Source organism: Aeromonas sp. s8, assembly GCF_040907785.1.
Classification (GTDB): Bacteria; Pseudomonadota; Gammaproteobacteria; order Enterobacterales; family Aeromonadaceae; genus Aeromonas; species Aeromonas veronii.
Map to the genome: position 1 here is coordinate 13872 of NZ_JBFOCL010000030.1, position 18000 is coordinate 31871.

19 protein-coding genes and 4 tRNA genes are annotated in these 18000 nt (G+C 59.8%); 13 read left to right on the forward strand and 10 right to left on the reverse strand.

Annotation, left to right across the window (positions count from 1 at the left end; genetic code table 11):
• Positions 1-15: 15 nt before the first annotated feature.
• Positions 16-1203, reverse strand: a complete 1188-nt coding sequence (gene fabV, locus AB5Y86_RS09765) for an enoyl-ACP reductase FabV (RefSeq protein WP_368192770.1) — start codon at positions 1201-1203, stop codon at positions 16-18.
• 411 nt (positions 1204-1614) lie between these two features.
• Here fabV and AB5Y86_RS09770 point away from each other — a divergent pair, with 411 nt between their 5' ends.
• Together AB5Y86_RS09770 and trpS are read left to right on the forward strand one after the other, a co-directional pair.
• A complete protein-coding gene (locus tag AB5Y86_RS09770) occupies positions 1615-2052 on the forward strand; it encodes a universal stress protein (protein ID WP_005339229.1) in 438 nt (145 codons plus the stop codon).
• Positions 2053-2245: 193 nt separating this feature from the next.
• On the forward strand, positions 2246-3259 hold the full coding sequence (trpS, locus tag AB5Y86_RS09775) for a tryptophan--tRNA ligase (protein ID WP_368192771.1): 1014 nt from the start codon (positions 2246-2248) through the stop codon (positions 3257-3259).
• On the opposite strand, the gene AB5Y86_RS09780 is transcribed toward trpS, so the two are convergent.
• Entirely contained in the window at positions 3238-4197 is a 960-nt protein-coding gene (locus AB5Y86_RS09780) for a LysR family transcriptional regulator (RefSeq protein WP_047439835.1), read from the reverse strand. The two genes, trpS and AB5Y86_RS09780, sit on opposite strands and share 22 nt — an antisense overlap.
• Before the next feature lie 91 nt (positions 4198-4288).
• Between AB5Y86_RS09780 and AB5Y86_RS09785 the strand changes: the two genes are divergently transcribed.
• Together AB5Y86_RS09785 and AB5Y86_RS09790 are read left to right on the forward strand one after the other, a co-directional pair.
• Complete coding sequence (locus AB5Y86_RS09785) at positions 4289-5188, forward strand: DMT family transporter (protein WP_005355734.1); 900 nt, start codon at positions 4289-4291, stop codon at positions 5186-5188.
• Positions 5173-5334, forward strand: a complete 162-nt coding sequence (locus AB5Y86_RS09790; RefSeq protein ID WP_005339236.1) for a hypothetical protein — start codon at positions 5173-5175, stop codon at positions 5332-5334. The genes AB5Y86_RS09785 and AB5Y86_RS09790 overlap by 16 nt, the downstream gene beginning before the upstream one ends.
• Before the next feature lie 125 nt (positions 5335-5459).
• On the opposite strand, the gene AB5Y86_RS09795 is transcribed toward AB5Y86_RS09790, so the two are convergent.
• Positions 5460-5921, reverse strand: a complete 462-nt coding sequence (locus AB5Y86_RS09795) for a DUF6314 family protein (RefSeq protein WP_368192772.1) — start codon at positions 5919-5921, stop codon at positions 5460-5462.
• A gap of 40 nt (positions 5922-5961) precedes the next feature.
• Between AB5Y86_RS09795 and AB5Y86_RS09800 the strand changes: the two genes are divergently transcribed.
• Positions 5962-6816 carry a carboxylate/amino acid/amine transporter gene (locus tag AB5Y86_RS09800; protein WP_323907313.1) on the forward strand — a complete coding sequence of 285 codons (855 nt, stop codon included), beginning with the start codon at positions 5962-5964 and terminating at the stop codon, positions 6814-6816.
• Between the two features lie 6 nt (positions 6817-6822).
• Here AB5Y86_RS09800 and AB5Y86_RS09805 read toward each other — a convergent pair whose 3' ends face one another.
• Together AB5Y86_RS09805 and AB5Y86_RS09810 are read right to left on the reverse strand one after the other, a co-directional pair.
• Complete coding sequence (locus tag AB5Y86_RS09805; protein WP_338710757.1) at positions 6823-7686, reverse strand: sensor domain-containing diguanylate cyclase; 864 nt, start codon at positions 7684-7686, stop codon at positions 6823-6825.
• Positions 7687-7756: 70 nt separating this feature from the next.
• Positions 7757-8470, reverse strand: coding sequence for a 3-deoxy-D-manno-octulosonic acid kinase (locus tag AB5Y86_RS09810; RefSeq protein ID WP_368192773.1), 714 nt, complete (start codon positions 8468-8470; stop codon positions 7757-7759).
• 222 nt (positions 8471-8692) lie between these two features.
• Here AB5Y86_RS09810 and AB5Y86_RS09815 point away from each other — a divergent pair, with 222 nt between their 5' ends.
• From AB5Y86_RS09815 to AB5Y86_RS09850, 8 genes are all read left to right on the forward strand, one after another.
• The gene (locus AB5Y86_RS09815; protein ID WP_270818432.1) at positions 8693-9745 is read left to right on the forward strand and encodes a glycosyltransferase family 9 protein; all 1053 of its coding nucleotides are present in this window, start codon (positions 8693-8695) and stop codon (positions 9743-9745) included.
• A 303-nt stretch (positions 9746-10048) separates the two neighbouring features.
• Positions 10049-10675 (forward strand): guanylate kinase, encoded by a 627-nt coding sequence (gene gmk, locus AB5Y86_RS09820; protein WP_005357125.1) that lies wholly within the window; start codon positions 10049-10051, stop codon positions 10673-10675.
• A gap of 79 nt (positions 10676-10754) precedes the next feature.
• Positions 10755-11030, forward strand: a complete 276-nt coding sequence (gene rpoZ, locus AB5Y86_RS09825) for a DNA-directed RNA polymerase subunit omega (protein ID WP_005307060.1) — start codon at positions 10755-10757, stop codon at positions 11028-11030.
• A 131-nt stretch (positions 11031-11161) separates the two neighbouring features.
• A complete protein-coding gene (spoT, locus tag AB5Y86_RS09830; protein WP_019446267.1) occupies positions 11162-13279 on the forward strand; it encodes a bifunctional GTP diphosphokinase/guanosine-3',5'-bis pyrophosphate 3'-pyrophosphohydrolase in 2118 nt (705 codons plus the stop codon).
• Between the two features lie 44 nt (positions 13280-13323).
• Complete coding sequence (trmH, locus tag AB5Y86_RS09835) at positions 13324-14055, forward strand: tRNA (guanosine(18)-2'-O)-methyltransferase TrmH (protein WP_021230464.1); 732 nt, start codon at positions 13324-13326, stop codon at positions 14053-14055.
• Positions 14055-14714 (forward strand): CatB-related O-acetyltransferase, encoded by a 660-nt coding sequence (locus tag AB5Y86_RS09840; RefSeq protein ID WP_335818003.1) that lies wholly within the window; start codon positions 14055-14057, stop codon positions 14712-14714. The genes trmH and AB5Y86_RS09840 overlap by 1 nt, the downstream gene beginning before the upstream one ends.
• Positions 14714-15754, forward strand: coding sequence for an alpha/beta fold hydrolase (locus AB5Y86_RS09845; RefSeq protein ID WP_368192774.1), 1041 nt, complete (start codon positions 14714-14716; stop codon positions 15752-15754). Before AB5Y86_RS09840 ends, AB5Y86_RS09845 begins: the two co-directional genes overlap by 1 nt.
• An 89-nt stretch (positions 15755-15843) precedes the next feature.
• Positions 15844-16659 carry a Cof-type HAD-IIB family hydrolase gene (locus tag AB5Y86_RS09850; protein WP_040069618.1) on the forward strand — a complete coding sequence of 272 codons (816 nt, stop codon included), beginning with the start codon at positions 15844-15846 and terminating at the stop codon, positions 16657-16659.
• Between the two features lie 34 nt (positions 16660-16693).
• On the opposite strand, the gene AB5Y86_RS09855 is transcribed toward AB5Y86_RS09850, so the two are convergent.
• The 5 genes from AB5Y86_RS09855 to AB5Y86_RS09875 all read right to left on the reverse strand — a co-directional run bounded on the left by AB5Y86_RS09855 (position 16694) and on the right by AB5Y86_RS09875 (position 17851).
• Complete coding sequence (locus tag AB5Y86_RS09855) at positions 16694-17209, reverse strand: ricin-type beta-trefoil lectin domain protein (protein ID WP_368192775.1); 516 nt, start codon at positions 17207-17209, stop codon at positions 16694-16696.
• Between the two features lie 179 nt (positions 17210-17388).
• A tRNA-Pro gene (locus AB5Y86_RS09860) sits at positions 17389-17465 on the reverse strand.
• Between the two features lie 76 nt (positions 17466-17541).
• Positions 17542-17627: transfer RNA gene (locus AB5Y86_RS09865), tRNA-Leu, on the reverse strand.
• 20 nt (positions 17628-17647) lie between these two features.
• Positions 17648-17723: transfer RNA gene (locus tag AB5Y86_RS09870), tRNA-His, on the reverse strand.
• Positions 17724-17774: 51 nt separating this feature from the next.
• Positions 17775-17851: transfer RNA gene (locus tag AB5Y86_RS09875), tRNA-Arg, on the reverse strand.
• Positions 17852-18000: the final 149 nt, after the last annotated feature.

Consider the following 18000-nt stretch of genomic DNA (forward strand, 5'->3'; position numbering starts at 1 on the left):
CCCGTTTCTTTCAGCTCAGGGGGTCAGCTCGCCAAGGGAGGCGACATCCACCGGCGCAGCATAATCGACGCCCGGCAGCTCGAAGCCGTTGAGCTGCATGAAATCCTGCCGCAGCCCGGCAAAGTCCCCCAGTGCGTGGAAATTGTCCGGCGTCACCTTGGGCCAGAGCGCCGAAACGGCGGCCTGAATGGCAGGGTCGAGCTCATGGTCATCCATCCGGATCAGCCGGTTGCCATCAGCCACCACCCCATTGGGCCCATACATCTTGGCGGCGAACAGTCGCTGCATCTGCTCGATACAGCCCTCATGGACACCGCGCTCCTTCATCACCCCCATCAGCAGGCCGAGATAAACCGGCAGCACCGGAATATAGGCGCTAGCCTTGGTCACCAGCGCCTTGCAGACCGATACCCAGGCGTGGCCACCAATCTCGGCCAGCTGCAGGTTGATGGTCTCGGCGGTGGCGTGCAGATGCTCCTTGGCATAACCGATGGTGCCGTCCCGATAGAGGGGATAGGTGGATTCCGGGCCAATGTAGGAGTAGGCCACGGTTTGCGCGCCAGGGGCGAGACAATCCGCCTGCTGCAACGCCTGCATCCAGAGCTGCCAATCCTCGCCCCCCATCACGGTAACGGTATCGCGGATCTCCTCCGGGGTGGCGGGCGCCAGTGACTGCTGCACCAGCGTATCGCGCTCCAGATCAAGCCCCCAGCCGCTGAACGGCTGGCCGGTAGTCTTGAGCACCGAACGCACTTGCGAGCCATCGGGCAGCACCCGGATGCCGCTCGCCAGCGAATAGATCACCAGATCCACCTGCCCCAGCTGCTGGCGGATGGTGTCGATGGCCTGCTGGCGCATGCCGTCGGAGAAGGCATCACCAATCAGGTTGATGGCTATACGCCCCTCCTGCTCCGCCTCCTTGCGAAACCAGATGTTGTTGTACCAACCGGCACTGCCCAGCCCCTTGTCGGAGGGGCCCCGCTCGAACGAGATGCCAATGGTGTCGGCACCGGCACCGAAGGCGAGCGCAATGCGCGACGCCAGCCCGAACCCGGAGGAGGCCCCCAGCACCAGCACCCGCTTGGGGCCGTTGAACGGGCCGGCGGCCTTGATCCGTTCGATCTGCTGTTGCACGGCGGCGCGGCAGCCGATGGGGTGACAGTTGCGGGCAACACAACCTTGAATCTGGGGATGAATGATCATGAGAAGGCCTCCAAAGAAACTGGCTACAGCATAACCAAGTCGCGGGAGATTAACTTGATGCCGGATCTCTATCAGCAAGAAAACGGCAAGAAAAGCAGCAGGAAATGAGGCAGAAAAACAAAAGGGAGCACGTGGCTCCCCAAAGCGGTATTTAGATGCTTTTTGTTGTTTTGTGTTCATTGCGAAGCACGGGCACATCCTATGCCTCTCACTGGCTGCGGGCAATAGAGTGGGTGTGACCTGGCTCAAACTCCTGTTTAATTTACGAGCAAAAAGTGATTATTAATTGAGTCAATTGCAACCGTCAGCTGGAAATTAAACTCGTTCAAATCCCTAAACTGTGCCCAAGGCACCATTTTAGTTTCAGCAGAGATTGGTATAGTGAGTGAAGGATCGGTAAGGAGACATCCCATGAGTGGTACAACCTATTACAAGCACATTCTGGCCGCGATCGACTTGTCGGAGGATAACCGCAAGGTGATCGACAAGGCGGTGGACAGAGCCCGTTCCAACGGCGCCAAGCTGTCGGTTATCCATGTCGATGTGGACCTCAAGGATCTCTACACCGAGATGATCGATATCGACATCGACAACGTGCAGGATCAGGTGATCGCCGAAGCGAAAGAGAAGCTGGAGGCCTTCCTCGCCTCGGTGGACTACCCCATCGAGAAGAAGCTGGTCATCTGCGGCGATCTGAGCGAACGGGTCAATCAGGCAGTCAAGGAGTACGAGATCGATCTGCTGGTGTGCGGCCATCGCCAGAGCTTCTGGAGCCTGCTCACCTCGAGCGCCCGTCAGCTGATGAATACCGTGCCCTGCGATCTGCTGGTCGTTCCCTTGCAGAAGTGATGAAACCGGCGTAGTTTGATTTGCTATGAACATGACCGCATTCAATCACAACTACTGGTGGTGCTGCTCCTAAACAGGCGGCACCGCGTTTCTATTCGAGATTTTCCCAAATAAAACACCGTGACCGCCGAGAGGCGGTCAACTGTTTTTATCCCTTTGTCGCCTCCCGGCTCACCCAACTGGAGAGAGTGACATGCACAACCCCCTAATCCTGACTGGCGATCGTCCCACCGGCAAACTGCACATCGGCCACTATGTCGGCTCCCTGCGCCAGCGCGTCGAAGCCCAGCACCACTATCGTCAATTCGTGATGATCGCCGATCTGCAGGCGTTGACCGACAACGGCCACAATCCGGCCAAGGTGACCGACAACGTGCTGGAGGTAATGGCAGACTATCTGGCGGTCGGCCTCGACCCGGCCAAGACCACCTTCTGTTTGCAGAGCGCCCTGCCCGCCCTCGCCGAACTCACCTGCTACTACCTCAATCTGGTCAGCGTTGCCCGGCTGGAGCGCAATCCCACCGTCAAGGCGGAGATCCAGCAAAAAGGGTTCGAACGCACGCTGCCGGCCGGTTTTCTGGTTTATCCGGTCAGTCAGGCCGCCGACATCACCGCCTTTCGCGCCAGCCACGTGCCGGTCGGGGAAGATCAGCTGCCAATGCTGGAGCAGACCAACGAGATCGTCCGCCGCTTCAACTCTCTGGTAGGCAAAGATGTGCTGACCGAATGCCAGCCGATCCTGAGCGACACCGGCCGCCTGCCCGGCATCGACGGCAAGGCCAAGATGTCCAAATCCCTCGGCAACACCATAGAACTCGGCATGTCGGCGGAAGAGGTCAAACAGGCGGTGTTCGCCATGTATACCGACCCCAACCACCTCAAGGTGAGCGATCCGGGTCAGGTGGAGGGAAATACGGTGTTCGCCTATCTCGATGCCTTCCACCCCCACAAGGCGCTGGTCGCCGAGATGAAGGCGCACTACCGGCGCGGCGGACTGGGCGATATGCGCTGCAAACAGGTGCTCAATGACTGCCTGCAGACCCTGCTCGCCCCGATGCGGGAGCGCCGGGCCGCGGCCATCGCCGACAAGAAGATGCTGCTGGAACTGCTCTATCAGGGCACCGAGCAGGCCCGCGTCATCACAGATGAGGTCTTGGCTGAGGTGAAAAGCGCCATGGGGCTCGACTACTTCGCCAGCATCCGCTGAGCGGGAGTACCGAGCGCATCGTCGCCGTAGAGGTCGAACACCAGCTGGTGCAGCAGGCTCTTGAACCAGCCGATCGCCTCGTCATGGGCGGTCAGCGGGTGCCCCGCCATCAGGTAGACGATCGGGATGGCGGGGTCGAGCTGGTGCATCCGCAGCGGGTAGTAGCGGCAGAAGTGGCGTCCGATCATCTCGGGCACCACCACCAGATAGCGGCCGGTCGCCATCAGCGGCGGCACCGCCATAAAGCTCGGCAACCGCACGCCCAGCTCCCGCTCCACCCCGAAGCGGGCCAGCCAGAGCTCCACCATCGCCTGACTGTGACCCCAACTGGAGGTATGGATGTGGGGACGGCTCACCAGCTCGACCGGAGTCAGCACATCGGGCAATTCGCTGCCAAGCGGCGACAGGCAGACCAGCGGGTTGTTGAACCACTCCTCCCGCCACAAGCGGGGTGAGAGATGATTCGCCCCGGCGAAACCGATCACCAGATCCAGCTCCCCCTTCTCCAGCTCTCGCTCGTAGTTGCTGTCGGCCAGCTCGCACACCTCAAGCCGACAGTGAGGGGCCTGCCGATGGAGCCTCTCCACCAGCATCGGCACCAGCCCATGCTCCACCGAGCCTGGGGTGGCGATGCGGAAAATCCGCCGCGCGGTGGCGGGATCAAACCCCTTGGCCTGTCGCAAGCCCTGCTCCAGCATCGCCAGCGCTTGGCGCACCGGCCCGGCCAGCGCCTTGGCCCGCTCGGTCGGCATCATCTCGCGCCGACTCATCACGAACAGCGGGTCATCCAGCGCCACCCGCAGCCGCCCCAAGGCGTGACTGACGGTGGATTGGGAGAGATGCAGCCGTTCGGCGGCACGGGTGACGTTGCGCTCCTGCATCAGCATGTCGAATACGGCGAGCAGGTTGAGGTCGAGACGGGCGAGCGAGCTATCCATCGATATTAGCCATAGTTAAATGCCAACAATTCATTTTTACCATAGTAACAGATTGCCTAGAATGCGCTGGCTTAATACATCGGAGATTCAAATGCGTAGCTATCTGTTATTGCTGGCCATTGGCCTGCTGTGGGGTTCCCAATTCATTTTCATGCACCAGGCCGTTGCCGAGTTGCCCCCCATTCTGGTGGCTGCCGGTCGTGCCCTGTGCGGCAGCCTGACCCTGGGTCTGCTCTGCCTGTTCATGCGGCTCAAGAGTGAGCACACCCCGTGGCGCACCTATATGCTGATCGCCCTGCTGGATGCCACCATTCCCTTCATCATGGTCGCCTGGGGCCAACAGTATGTGGATAGCGCCATCGCCGCCGTGGTCATGGGTTGTATCCCGTTTGTGACCATTCTGGCTGCACCGCTGTTTATTTCTGGTGAAAGAATCACCAAAACCGGTCTGCTTTCCGTGATCATCGGCTTTGCCGGTGTACTCACCCTGTTCTGGCCGAAACTCTCCCAGGGCATGAACGCCGGTCTGCTCGGTGCCATGGCCATCCTGCTGGGTGCCAGCTGCTTCGCCATCGGCCTGCTGATGATCAAGCGCTTCGCCAAGGACCATCCGGTCGTGGTCGCCCGCAATATCCTGATCTCCTCGGCAATCCAGTTGCTGCTGGTCGCCCCCTTCATGGTTGACCTCAGCAGCCTGACCCTGCCGAGCACCCAGGCCCTGAGCGCGATTACCGTGCTGGGTACCCTCTGTACCGGTCTGGTCTACTTCCTCTACATGGCGCTGATCCAGAAGGCCGGCCCGACGTTCGCCTCCTTCAGCAACTATCTGGTGCCGCTGTTCGGCGTGATGCTGGGTGCCCTGTTCCTCGGCGAGCAGATCCACCCCACCACAGGTGTTGCTCTGGCCCTGATCCTCGGCTCGGTCGCCATGAACCAGTGGGCGCAGCAGCGTCGCATGCAGCGCGAGGTCTCCCTATGTCAGGCATCCTGACCACACTGTGCGGTGGTCTGGTACTGATTGCCGGCTGGCAGTATCGCCAGCGGCTGGCCGGGATCTTGGGCCTGCTGATGGTACTGCTGCCCTGGTTCTTCGATAGCAAGCTGCAAGCCATGCTGAGCTATGCCCTGAATGCCTGAAGTCCATCTCTGAATGTGTGACGAGAGTCTATCTCTCCTGTTTTTGGGACTGTTTTAAAAAACCTCCGATTTGTCCCCCGCTACCGGCGCTCTGCGCCGGTTTTTTTTATGCCTGCCAGCCGGCGTCAGATCAGATAGCGATAGCTGAGTCGCTCGTTCTTGCGCGGCCCGGTGATCTGCCAGCTCAGCAAGAAACCGCCGTCGATCTCGGTCAACTCGGCGCTGTAGTGATCCGCCCCGCACAGATGGGGTTCGGCGGTCAGCCAGCGGCCATCCCCCTGCGGCAACAGCTCGAACAGTTCGACCGGCGCTTGATAACGCAGATGGGAGAGACGGATCCCCCGCGCACTGCGCTGCCACCAGAAGCGGTTGTGCATGGCGAGTTCCCTGCCATGAGGCGTGGTGTAGCGACCCTGCTCGTTATACTGCCACCCCCCCTGATGATCGGTCACCTGCACACGCCCCTCGCCCCGACCATTCCAGTCGGTCGCCGACCCCTCGCCATTGCTGGCGGTAAAGGAAAATGCTCCGACCTGTGGCAATCGCGCCCATAAACGCTGGATTGCCGCTTCCATCTCGGCCATCATAGCCCCCCTTGAAATTGACAACTGATGATAAATCAAACACATGAACTACTTGATAGGGGTCACCCTGCTCTGGTCATTCTCCTTCAGCCTGATCGGGGTCTACCTCGCTGGCCAGGTGGATGCCTACTTCTCGGTGCTGACCCGCATCGCCCTCGCCAGTCTGGTGTTTCTCCCCTTCCTGCGCCGCCGCTGGCTACGCCCCGATCTGGCGGCCAAGCTGATGGCCCTCGGCGCCATCCAGCTCGGCATCATGTATCTCTTCTACTACCACTCCTTCCTGCTGCTGACGGTGCCGGAAGTGCTGGTCTTTACCATCTTCACCCCCATCTACGTCACCCTGCTCCACGACCTGCTGGAAGGGCGCTTCAAGCCCACCTATCTGTGGGGCGCCCTGCTGGCGGTGATCGGGGCTGCCGTCATCCGTTTCGACGGCCTGACCGAAAGCTATGTGCTGGGATTTATGGTGGTGCAGGGGGCCAACCTCTGTTTCGCGCTCGGTCAGGTGGGCTACAAGGTACTGCTGGCGCGGGAGGCGGAGCAACCACCGCAACTGGCGGTGTTCGGCTGCTTCTATCTGGGAGCGCTGGTGATCGCACTGCCCGCCTGGTGGCTGCTGGGCAAGCCGCAATACCCAACGTCAGGGTTGCAGTGGGGCATTCTGCTCTGGCTGGGGGTGGGTGCCTCCGGCCTCGGCTACTTCCTCTGGAACAAGGGGGCGACGCTGGTCACCAGCGGGGTGCTGGCCATCATGAACAATGCGCTCATTCCGGCCGGCTTGCTGGTCAATCTGCTGCTCTGGGGCAAGGATACCGACCTGACCCGACTGACCATCGGCGGCCTGCTGATGCTGGCCTCGCTCTGGGTCTGCCAGCGTGACAAGCGCGGCCAACCCTGACCGCACTCAGCCGACGACGGTGTTGTGCTCCCGTCTGGCCTGACTGTGACAGCTGGCCAGCCGGGCCAGCAGATGATCGAGCTGCTCGTAAGCCTGACTTTGCACCAGTCCGATGCTGACGGTGACCGGCCGCTGTGACAGCAGGCTGGCATCGGCAATCTCGAGGCGCAGCCGCTCGGCGATCTCCAGCGCACTCATCCGCTCGGTCTGGGAGAGCATCAGGATAAAACCGTCCTCATCCCAGCGGGCGAAGGGATCTTCCCGCCGCAGTTCGTGGCGTACGATACGCGCCAGCTTGGCCAGCATGGCGTCGCAAGCCGCTTCACCAAACAACTGCTGGATTTTGGCCATGTGATCGACCGAAAACTGCAGCAGACTGAAAGTGCCGCTCTCGGTCGCCAGCCGCTCTTCAAGCAGTTGCTCGAAACGGCCACGGCTCTCCAGTCCGGTCAGCGGATCGGTGCCATGTCGCTCCTCCACCAGCACGGCAGCGGGATCGAGGTGACGGACGACCCCCAGCAGATAACCCCGCTCATCGCGACGCATCCGCTCTTCCAGCCGGATGTAGTGACCGTGATGATGCAGAATGCGGTATTCGAGGCGCAGACCGCTGCTGCGGCCGCTCTGGCAGGCGAGCAGGGCATCTTCCAGCCGGGCAACATCGTCGGGATGAACCCGATCCAGCCAGCCAAGATCATCCGGCCAGCACTCTCCCAATCCCAACAGGCGCAGGCAGGAGGGATCACGCTGCAGTCCATGTTGGGCTGACCAGCTCCAGATCCCCGCCTCCAGCAGCGCCATGGCATCAGACAGCAGACCCGGATCAAGCCGGGCAGTCACATCGACCAAAGGTGTCTTGAGCATTTCCATGGGGCGCCTCGAAACAGGATCTGAATACCTGCTCAATAAGTAACATTGGCGTTCACGCCGAGCAACAGGGTCAGATCGCTTTTCCCTGATACCCGTTCATCAAGGTCTGCCAGTTCTCCGGTACGAAGTGGAAACTGGTATGCAGTTGAGACTCTTTATTGAATGAACGGAGCAAGCGTTCCAGATTGGCCTTCTGCCATTCGCCGGGGGAGCGGATCGCACCCTTGTCAAAATCGATCACCCACACCTTGCCCTCTTTATCGAGCAGCAGGTTGTGGCTGTTGAGATCGGCGTGATAGACCCCGGCATCGTGCAGCTGGCGCACCGTCTGGCCTATCTTGTACCATACCTCGGTCGCCACCGGCCCCTGCTTGAGCAGCGCCACCATATCCTTGGCACCGCGAATTCGCTCAATCAGGATATCGGCACGATAGAAGGGTCCCTGTTTGACCATGCGGGCACCAAACGGACGCGGCACCGGCAGCCCCAGCTCGCACAGCTTGGCCAGCAGGGTGTATTCGGCCATGGCGCGGCTCGACTCGACCCCTTCGAACCAGAAACGATCCCGCACCACCTTGCCCACCATGCCGCCACGATAGTAGTGGCGCAGCACCAGATGGCGGGACTCATCCTTGACGAACCAGGTCACTCCCCGTCCGATGGAGGTTCCCACCACCTGACGGTTGTTCTGCCACCAGGCAGGATCGAATAACTGGGGAGAAGGGTCGCGAAAGGCCCCTTCGGCATACCAGCAGATCTGGTTGTGTTCGGTCTGTACTCGCATCGTGGAGATCCCGCTCGGTGGGTCATGGATCGCAATTTTTCAATTGGCGATGAGGCTGCCGCTCTGGCATGCCCGCAATAGTGGCCTTTAATCAACAACGTGCAGAGACAGGTCATGGCGCTGGGCCCGACCTATCCCGGCTGACGATTGTGCGCAATTTTACAATCCAGAGGGGAGTTTGCATAATGCCATCCACCCTTTTTGCCAGCAGTGCGCCACAACATGCCGCTATTTCAAACGCCCCCCTCCTCCATCTGCATCCTGCGGCTCTCCGCCATCGGGGATTGCTGCCACGCACTGGCGCTGGTGCGCGTCATCCAGCGGGAGTGGCCACAAACCCGCATCACCTGGATCACCGGCAAAATCGAGGCAACCCTGTTTGCTGATCTGCCCGGCGTCGAAGTCATCCCCTTCGACAAGAGCAAGGGGTGGCGCGGCTATCGCGATCTCTGGCATACCCTCAAGGGGCGCAAATTCGATGCCCTGCTCCACCTGCAGGCAGCGATGCGAGCCAGCATCGCCACCCTCGGCATCAGCGCCAAGGTCAAACTCGGGTTTGATCGGGAACGGGCCAACGACGGCCAGTGGCTGTTCACCAACCACAAGGTGCCTTCGCCTGCCTCTCCCCATGTGCTGGACGGTTTCCTCGCTTTCGCCAAAGAGCTCGGCATCAAGGATCTGACCCCGGACTGGCAACTGCCCATCAGCGCTGATCATCAGGCGTGGGCAAGGGAGAAGATTGGCGGCAAACCGACTCTGCTTATCTGCGCAGCCGCCAGCAAGGCATTCAAAAACTGGACGGCCGCAGGCTATGCCGCGCTGGCAGATCACGCCGCCAACAAGGGCTTTCAGGTCTATCTCTGTGGCGGGCCTGCCAAACTGGAGCGGGATCTGGCTGCCGAGATCCAGCGCTTAAGCCAGAGCAAACCGGTCGATCTGGTGGGGCAGACCAACCTCAAGCAGCTGCTGGCGCTGATTGGTGAGGCGAGTCTGGTGCTGGCCCCCGATACCGGCCCCACCCATATGGCCACCATAGTGGGCACGCCGGTGATCGGTCTCTATGCCCACCACAATCCGGCCCGCACCGGCCCCTATCTGTGCCGCGACTACGTGGTCAGCGTCTATCAGGAGCTGGTCGAGCAGGAGACCGGCAAGCCGCTGGCCGAATTGAGCTGGCGCACCCGCCTCAAAGACCCGGAGGCCATGGCCAAGATAACCCATGAGCAGGTGATCGCCGCGTTCGATCGGCTCTGCGCAGATCGTCAACTGCCGTAGTGACAGGGCACCTCGGGAATTCCGAGCCATCAGGCAGGGATAACCTGATAGCCTCTGCCCTCAGCCAAAGGCACAATGCAGGCTGATGTGGGTTACGCTCCCGCAGCAAGCTACGAATACTTTGATCGGCTGGAATATGATTCCGGCCGTTTTTTTATTCGCCGCATTCTGGTAAAATTCGCCGCCTTTACATCCTCCTGACTCAAGAATTTTCCGCGTTTTGCGTTTGGCTGTCTCCCTTTCGGGCACAAGACGGCGGTCTCTGCTACAACCAAAACAGCGGTTTCGATTAAAGGTAATAATATGGCGCAACAAGGCACTCTCTATATCATCTCCTCTCCGAGCGGCGCGGGTAAATCCAGTCTGCTCAATGCCTTGCTGACCCAACATAACGCTGCGGGCAAGATGCAGCTGTCGGTTTCCCACACCACTCGCGCCACCCGTCCTGGCGAAGAGCACGGTGTACACTACCACTTCGTTCAGGTGGAAGAGTTCAAGGCACTGATCGAACGCGGTGATTTTCTGGAGTGGGCCGAAGTGTTCGGCAACTACTACGGCACCTCACGCGCCGCCATCGAAGCCTGTCTGGCCAAGGGGATCGACGTATTCCTCGACATCGACTGGCAAGGTGCCCGCCAGATCCGCGAGCAGATGCCGACCAAATCCATTTTCATCCTGCCCCCCAGCCGCGAAGAGCTGGAACGCCGCCTGATTGGGCGCGGTCAGGACAGCGCCGAAGTGATTGCCGGCCGGATGGCGAAAGCCATTGCCGAAATGGTGCACTACGACGAGTATGACTATGTCATTATCAATGAAGACTTCGAGCAGGCGCTGTTCCAGCTCAGGTCCATTATTGAGTGCCAACGGCTGGAGATGCGTCACCAGCAACAGGCTCAAAAAAACTTGCTGCAACAGCTACTGGCAGAGTAAGCCAAAAACAAGTAAACTTTTGCGTCATTTTTAAACACTGCTTTTCTAAATACAGAAAGCCCAAACACTGGAGTCCTGCATGGCACGCGTTACTGTAGAAGATGCTGTAAAACAGGTAGGTAACCGTTTTGACCTGGTGCTGGTCGCCGCGCGCCGCGCTCGTCAAATCGCGGTACAAGGCAAAGATCCCCTGGTCGACGAAGAGAACGACAAGCCGACTGTGATCGCCCTGCGTGAGATCGAGCTGGGTCTGGTGAACAATCAAGTGATGGACACCCAGGACCGCTACGAACAGCAAGAGCAGGAAGCCGCCGAGCTGGCTGCCGTTGCTGCCATCGCCGAAGGCCGCGGTTAAGTTATTCCTCCGGTTGGCACCCGCCCGGGTGCCGACTGTTCATCCCCATTTACAACCGCTCGAAAACCTCGCAAACTCAGGGCTATACCCTCAATTCCACGAATTGCCGTTTCACCGCTGCGGGGACTGTCTTGTATTTATTTGAAAACCTTAAAGAAATAGCCAGTTCCTACCTGCCGCCAGAGCAGGTTGAGAAGCTCAAGCAAGCCTATGTGGTGGCCCGTGATGCCCACCAGGGCCAGATGCGTTCCAGTGGCGAACCCTACATCACCCACCCTGTTGCCGTTGCCCGGATCCTGGGTGACATGCGCCTCGATCATGAAACCCTGATGGCCGCCGTGCTGCACGACGTCATTGAAGACACCTCTGTCACCAAGGCCGATCTGGCTGAACAGTTTGGCAATGCCGTCGCCGAGCTGGTGGCCGGGGTCTCCAAGCTCGACAAGCTGAAGTTTCGCGATCGCAAAGAGGCGCAGGCCGAGAACTTCCGCAAGATGGTGATGGCAATGACCCAGGATATCCGGGTCATTCTGATCAAGCTGGCCGACCGCACCCACAACATGCGCACTCTGGGTTCCCTGCGCCCTGACAAACGCCGCCGCATCGCCCGGGAAACCCTCGAAATCTTCGCCCCCATCGCCAACCGCCTCGGTATTCACACCATGAAGAACGAGCTGGAAGAGCTGGGCTTCGAGGCGCTCTATCCGATGCGATCCCGCGTGCTGCGCGAATCGGTGCGCCGTGCCCGTGGCAATCGCCGCGAGATCATCGACTCCATCCAGAGCGAAATCAGCGGTCGCCTGAAAGAGGCGGGAATCGAGCATCAGGTCAGTGGCCGCGAGAAGAATCTCTTCTCCATCTACAACAAGATGGAGAAAAAAGAGCTGCAATTTCATGAGGTAATGGATATCTACGCCTTTCGTGTCAAGGTGAAGGACATAGATACCTGTTACCGGGTGCTGGGGCAGATGCACAGCCTCTACAAACCGCGCCCCGGCCGCTTCAAGGATTACATCGCCATCCCCAAGACCAACGGCTACCAGTCGCTGCACACCTCTCTGGTGGGGCCGCACGGGGTACCGGTCGAGGTGCAAATTCGCACCGAGTTCATGGATCAGATGGCCGACAAAGGGGTTGCCGCCCACTGGGCCTACAAGCAGGATGGCGACAGTTCGGGCACCACTGCCCAGATCCGCGCCCAGCGCTGGATGCAGAGCCTGCTGGAATTGCAGCAGAGCGCTGGCAGCTCCTTTGAATTTATTGAAGGGGTCAAAACTGACCTCTTCCCCGACGAGATCTACGTGTTCACGCCGGAAGGACGCATCATGGAGCTGCCCGCTGGCGCCACGCCGGTGGATTTTGCCTACACAGTGCACACCGACATTGGCCACGCCTGCGTCGGTTCACGGGTCGACCGCCACCCCTACCCGCTCAGCAGCCCGCTGCACTCGGGCCAGACGGTGGAGATCATTACTGCACCGGGCGCCCGCCCCAACGCGGCATGGCTCAACTTCGTGGTGACCACCAAGGCCCGTTCCAAGATCCGCCAGTTCCTCAAGAACCTGCGCACCGAAGAGTCGGTGGTGCTGGGTCGCCGCCTGCTCAACCATGCGCTGGGCGCCAAGAATATCGAAGACATTCCCGAGCCACGCATCAAGCAGGTGCTGGCCGATACCAAGCATGAGAATCTGCAGGGGCTGCTGGCCGATGTGGGCCTCGGCAACGCCATGAGCGTAATGGTGGCGCGCCGCATGCTGGGGGATGAACTGCCGCCGGAAGAGCAACCCAAGTCCAGCAGCAAGAAGATGCCGATCAAGGGTGCCGACGGCATGCTGGTCACCTTCGCCAACTGCTGCCGTCCGATCCCGGGAGATGCCATCATCGCCCACATCAGCCCGGGCAAGGGTCTGGTGATCCATCAGGAAGCCTGCCGCAACATCAAGGGCTACAGCAAGGAGCCGGACAAGTACTTGCCAGTGCAGTGGGAAGTGGACAAGGAGCAGGAACAGGAGTTCCGCACCGGCATCAGCATCGAGATCGTCAACCATCAGGGTGCGCTGGCCGAGCTGGCCAACGTGATTGCCGCCACCGGCGCCAATATTCACGCCATCAGCACCGAAGAGAAGGATGGCCGGGTCTATCAGGTCAGCCTGCTCATCACCACCAAGAGCCGCATCCACCTGGCCAACATCATGCGCAAGATCCGCGTGATGCCCAACGTGCTCAAGGTGAGCCGACAGAAGAACTGAACACAGGCGGCGCAAGCCGCCTGCTGCTTTTATAGAGACAAGCCATGACCCCCGAACGCTTCAAGCGCATCACCGATATGCTGGCCCAGCGTCAGCTCGATTTGACCGTCTGTATGGAAGAGGTACACAAACCTCACAATCTGGCCGCCATCGTGCGTACCGCCGATGCCATCGGCATCCACCGGGTACACGCCGTCTGGCCCAAAACCTGGATCCACAAGCGCAAGGGCACCGCCCGCGGCAGCCAGAACTGGGTGGATGTAAAACTGCACCCGGATATCGGCACAGCCGTTGCCGAGCTGAAAGCCTCCGGCATGCAGATCTTGGCGACCCACCTCTCAGACAGCTCGGTCGATTTTCGCGCCATCGACTACACCAAACCGACCGCCATTCTGGTGGGTCAGGAGAAGCACGGCATCGGTGAAGAGGCGCTGGCGCTGGCCGACCACCATATCGTCATCCCCATGGTGGGCATGGTGCAGTCCCTCAACGTCTCGGTGGCTGCTGCCGCCATCCTCTACGAAGCGCAGCGTCAGCGCGAGCTGGCCGGTTGCTATCAGCGCGGCTGCCCGCTCACGCTGGAGGAGCAGAACAGCATCCTGTTCGAGGGGGGTTATCCTATCTATGCCCAGCTCTGCAAAGAGAAAGAGATGCCCTACCCCCAGCTCGGCCCGGCCGGTGAAATTCTGGCGGACGAAGAGTGGTGGCAACGGATGCAGCTGACCCGCAAAGGGTGGGCGCAGCAGAGCGAACAGGACGATCCGCAGGAGGAGTGATGGAGAACCCTTTTGGCAGCTGGCTGGAATCGCAAATCATCCGGGATCACCTGACCAACCCGAACATAGAGGCAGGCGACTACAGCTACTACTCCGGCTACTACCACGGCAAGCCGTTCGAGGATCACTGCGTCCGCTACCTGCTCGGCGATGGCTCGACCCGCGACACCTGGGAGAGCGGCCTCTGGGGCGAGGTGGACCGGCTGATCATCGGCAAGTTCTGCTCCATCGGCTCGGGCGCCACCTTCATGCTGGCGGGCAATCAGGGCCACCGGCTGGATTGGGTCTCCACCTTCCCGTTCAATCCCGACACCTTTGGCGAAGGGGCCCGCAGCGGCTTTCTGCGCAAGGGGGACACCCGGATTGGCAACGATGTCTGGATCGGCTCGGAAGCGATGATCATGCCCGGCATCACCATAGGTGACGGCGCCGTCATCGCCACCCGCGCCGTGGTGACCAAAGATGTGGCCCCTTACACCATAGTCGGCGGCAACCCGGCCCAACAGATCCGCCGCCGTTTCAGCGATGAGCAGATCCTCATGCTGCAAGAGATGCAGTGGTGGGACTGGCCCCTGCCTCGCTTGCAAGCCAGCATGGCGCTGCTCTGCTCGGAGGATATCGCGGCCCTTTATCACCATTGGCAACTGGAGTGTGCCTGATGAAACCCCTCTCTCTTTCCCTGTTGGCCCTGACCCTGTTTTCTGCCGGAGCCCTTGCCGTGACCAATACCTATCAGCTCACCAGCGAAGCCGATGTACCCAGCCTCTACCAGCAAACCCTGCCCGACTTCTGGCGCCAGCATGCGGTTGAAGGGGAGTTCAAGGGCAAGGATGGGGTGACCATCCGCTATGCTGCGCTACGGCAAGCCAAGGTCGATCGCGCCATCCTGATCGTCAATGGCAGGGTCGAGAGCTACCTCAAGTATCAGGAGCTGGCGTGGGATCTCTGGCGTCAGGGCTACAGCCTCTACCTTATCGACCATCGCGGTCAGGGGATGTCTGGCCGGATGCTGAATGACCCGCAGAAGGGATATGTCGACCAGTTCGACGATTATGTCGTCGATCTCAAGCAGTTTTACGACCAGATAATCATGGCGGACCAGCCTGCCAAGCTGTTCCTGCTGGCCCACTCCATGGGCGGAGCCATCTCGGCCCGCTATCTGGAACGCTGGCCCGATGATATCAAGGCGGCTGTGCTCTCCTCCCCCATGCTGGGCATCAATCTCGGCGGTCTGCCCAAGTGGCTGGCCAAGGGATTGGCGAGCACCATAGGCACGGTCGGCAGTTGGATTGGTGAGCCTCCCTACGGCCCCGGTCAGGGAGCCTATCAGGATCACGGCTTTGCCGATAACGAACTGACTCACAGCCAGCCCCGCTATCAAGCCTTCCGCCAAATCTACGAGCAGCACCCGCAAATCAAGCTGGGTGGCGCGACCGCCCACTGGATTTATCAGGGGATCACCGGTGCCGATGCCGCCATCGCCGATGCGGGCGCCATCAAGACGCCGCTGCTGGTGCTGCAGGCTGGCAACGACAGCGTGGTGGACAATGCCGCGCAGGATCGCTTCTGCACCATTGCCAAGTGCGAAGGGGGCAAACCGCTGCGCATCGAGGGAGCCTGGCACGAGCTGTTTATCGAATCCGATGACAAACGCCAGCCCGCCCTGACCGCGATGGTCGACTTTTTCGCCCGCTTCTGAGCTGGCTATTTTTTGTAACCCTAAATAAATGGGGTGACAGTGCGGGCTAAGGTAAACTGCCCCTGTTTTCAATCGATGCCGAGGTAATGATGTTCAAGGTAGTTGTATCCGATCTCGATGGCACTCTGCTCAACAAGCAGCACCAGATCTCTCCCCGTACCCGGGATACCCTGCACCGCCTGGTAGAACAAGGTGTGAAATTCGTGGTCGCCACCGGCCGTCATCACGTTGACGTTCGCAGCTTCCGCGATGCGCTGGGGATGGACATCTACCTCATTACTTCCAATGGCGCCGTGGTCCATGACAAACAGGATCAGCTGATTTTCAACCAGCCGCTGCCGACCGAGATTGCCGCCGAACTGATTGCGCTGGAGCGCGACCCCTCTATCCACCTCAATGTCTATCAGGGTGATGACTGGGTGGTGGAAGAGGAGCTGCCCTGGTTGCTGCAGTTCCACGACGAGTCAGGGTTCACCTACCGTCTGGTCGATGACCTGAAGCAGGAACCGAAAGAGCAGATCAACAAGGTGTTCTACATCGGTGACCACGAAAAGCTGCTGAAGATCGAGGCGCACCTCAACCAACGCTACGGCGATCAGCTCAACGTCACCTTCTCATTGCCGGACTGTCTCGAAGTGATGCACGCCGGGGTGCACAAGGGTAATGCGGTGCGTGCCGTGCTGGAGCAGAACGGGTTCGATATGTCGGAGGCGATCGCCTTCGGCGATGGCATGAACGACTTCGAGATGTTGACCATGGTGGGACGCGGTATCGTGATGGGCAACGCCCATGACCGCCTGAAAATGGCGCTGCCGGAGTATGAGCAGACCCTCACCTCCGACGAAGATGGCGTCGCCGTCTATCTGGAGAAGCTGTTCGAGCTGGAGAACGTCAGCGCAGCCTGATCCTCTTCAGCCCGCCATCCGATTCAGCAAAGCCTCACCATGTGAGGCTTTGTTTTTTCAGGGTTTCCAGCCAGGGATTGGGCCGCTGCCAACTGAAGCTCTGGTTCGCCCCGCCGTAGCATTCAGCCAGCCGCAGCGGCGTGCCGGGGGTATGGCGTCGCCCGGCCACATCGAGGCAGCGAGAGATCTTGCTGTTGAACAGCCTGTCTTTCTGCCACTCCCACTGCGCCTGACCGTCACAGGGTGCCAGCATCACTTCGCTGTCGTTTTTGGCTTGCAGGCAGAGATCCTGCAGGCGCAACTCACCCAGATCCCACTCGAACAGTTGATCGTCTTTTCCGCTGCAAGGTTGTGCCAACACCTTCTGTTGGGACACCGCAACGCAAAAATCACCGCTGGTCAGCAAGGGGGAGAGAGAACGCTCCTCCTGCGGTTGTGATGCAATGGAGCCCATCATCACATCGGTGGATGGCGGCTTGATGGTACAGCCACCCAGCAGCAAGGCTGCCAGCATGGCAGGTGAGCAAGCAAAGGAAATTTTGTTATTCATGGAAAAATGCCTGAAATGGGCCGATGACATCCGGTTGTCAGTGACTCGAGGCTGAAGCATAACCGAAAGGCGGGGCGCGCTGCCCAAATAGAGTGTAAACAGACGTAACAGGGAGAGAGTGCTGGCACGGCGGAGGCCGGAAAGCAAAAAACCCCGCCGAAGCGAGGTTTTTCTAAATGTGGTCGGTGATAAAGGATTCGAACCTTTGACCCTCTGGTCCCAAACCAGATGCGCTACCGGACTGCGCTAATCACCGAGGCTATTTCTTTCAAAATAGTTTACTTCAAAAAAACAAAGACGACCTGATGGTCATCCTCGTCATACAGCAAGTATGGTGCGAAGAGAGGGACTCGAACCCTCACACCCGGGGGGCACTAACACCTGAAGCTAGCGCGTCTACCAATTCCGCCACCTTCGCGTACCTGACAAGCTGTAAAATGGGGTGGCTGATGGGGCTCGAACCCACGACAACCGGAATCACAATCCGGGACTCTACCAACTGAGCTACAGCCACCACAGCTGTTTTCGTTCCACAACAACGCCCGTTTAACCGACGCACTTTTGATGGTGCGCCCGACAGGATTCGAACCTGTGACCTCTGCCTCCGGAGGGCAGCGCTCTATCCAGCTGAGCTACGGGCGCTACGCTGTCGAACGGGGCGCATTATTAATGATGGTTGCTGGTTTGTCTACACTTTTCTGTCACCGAAGCACTGTTCGTTGTTTTTTCAAGCACATTGCGCACTTTTCTTCCACTATTCCCCTGCTGCCAGCCGAAAAGGGGCAGATCGC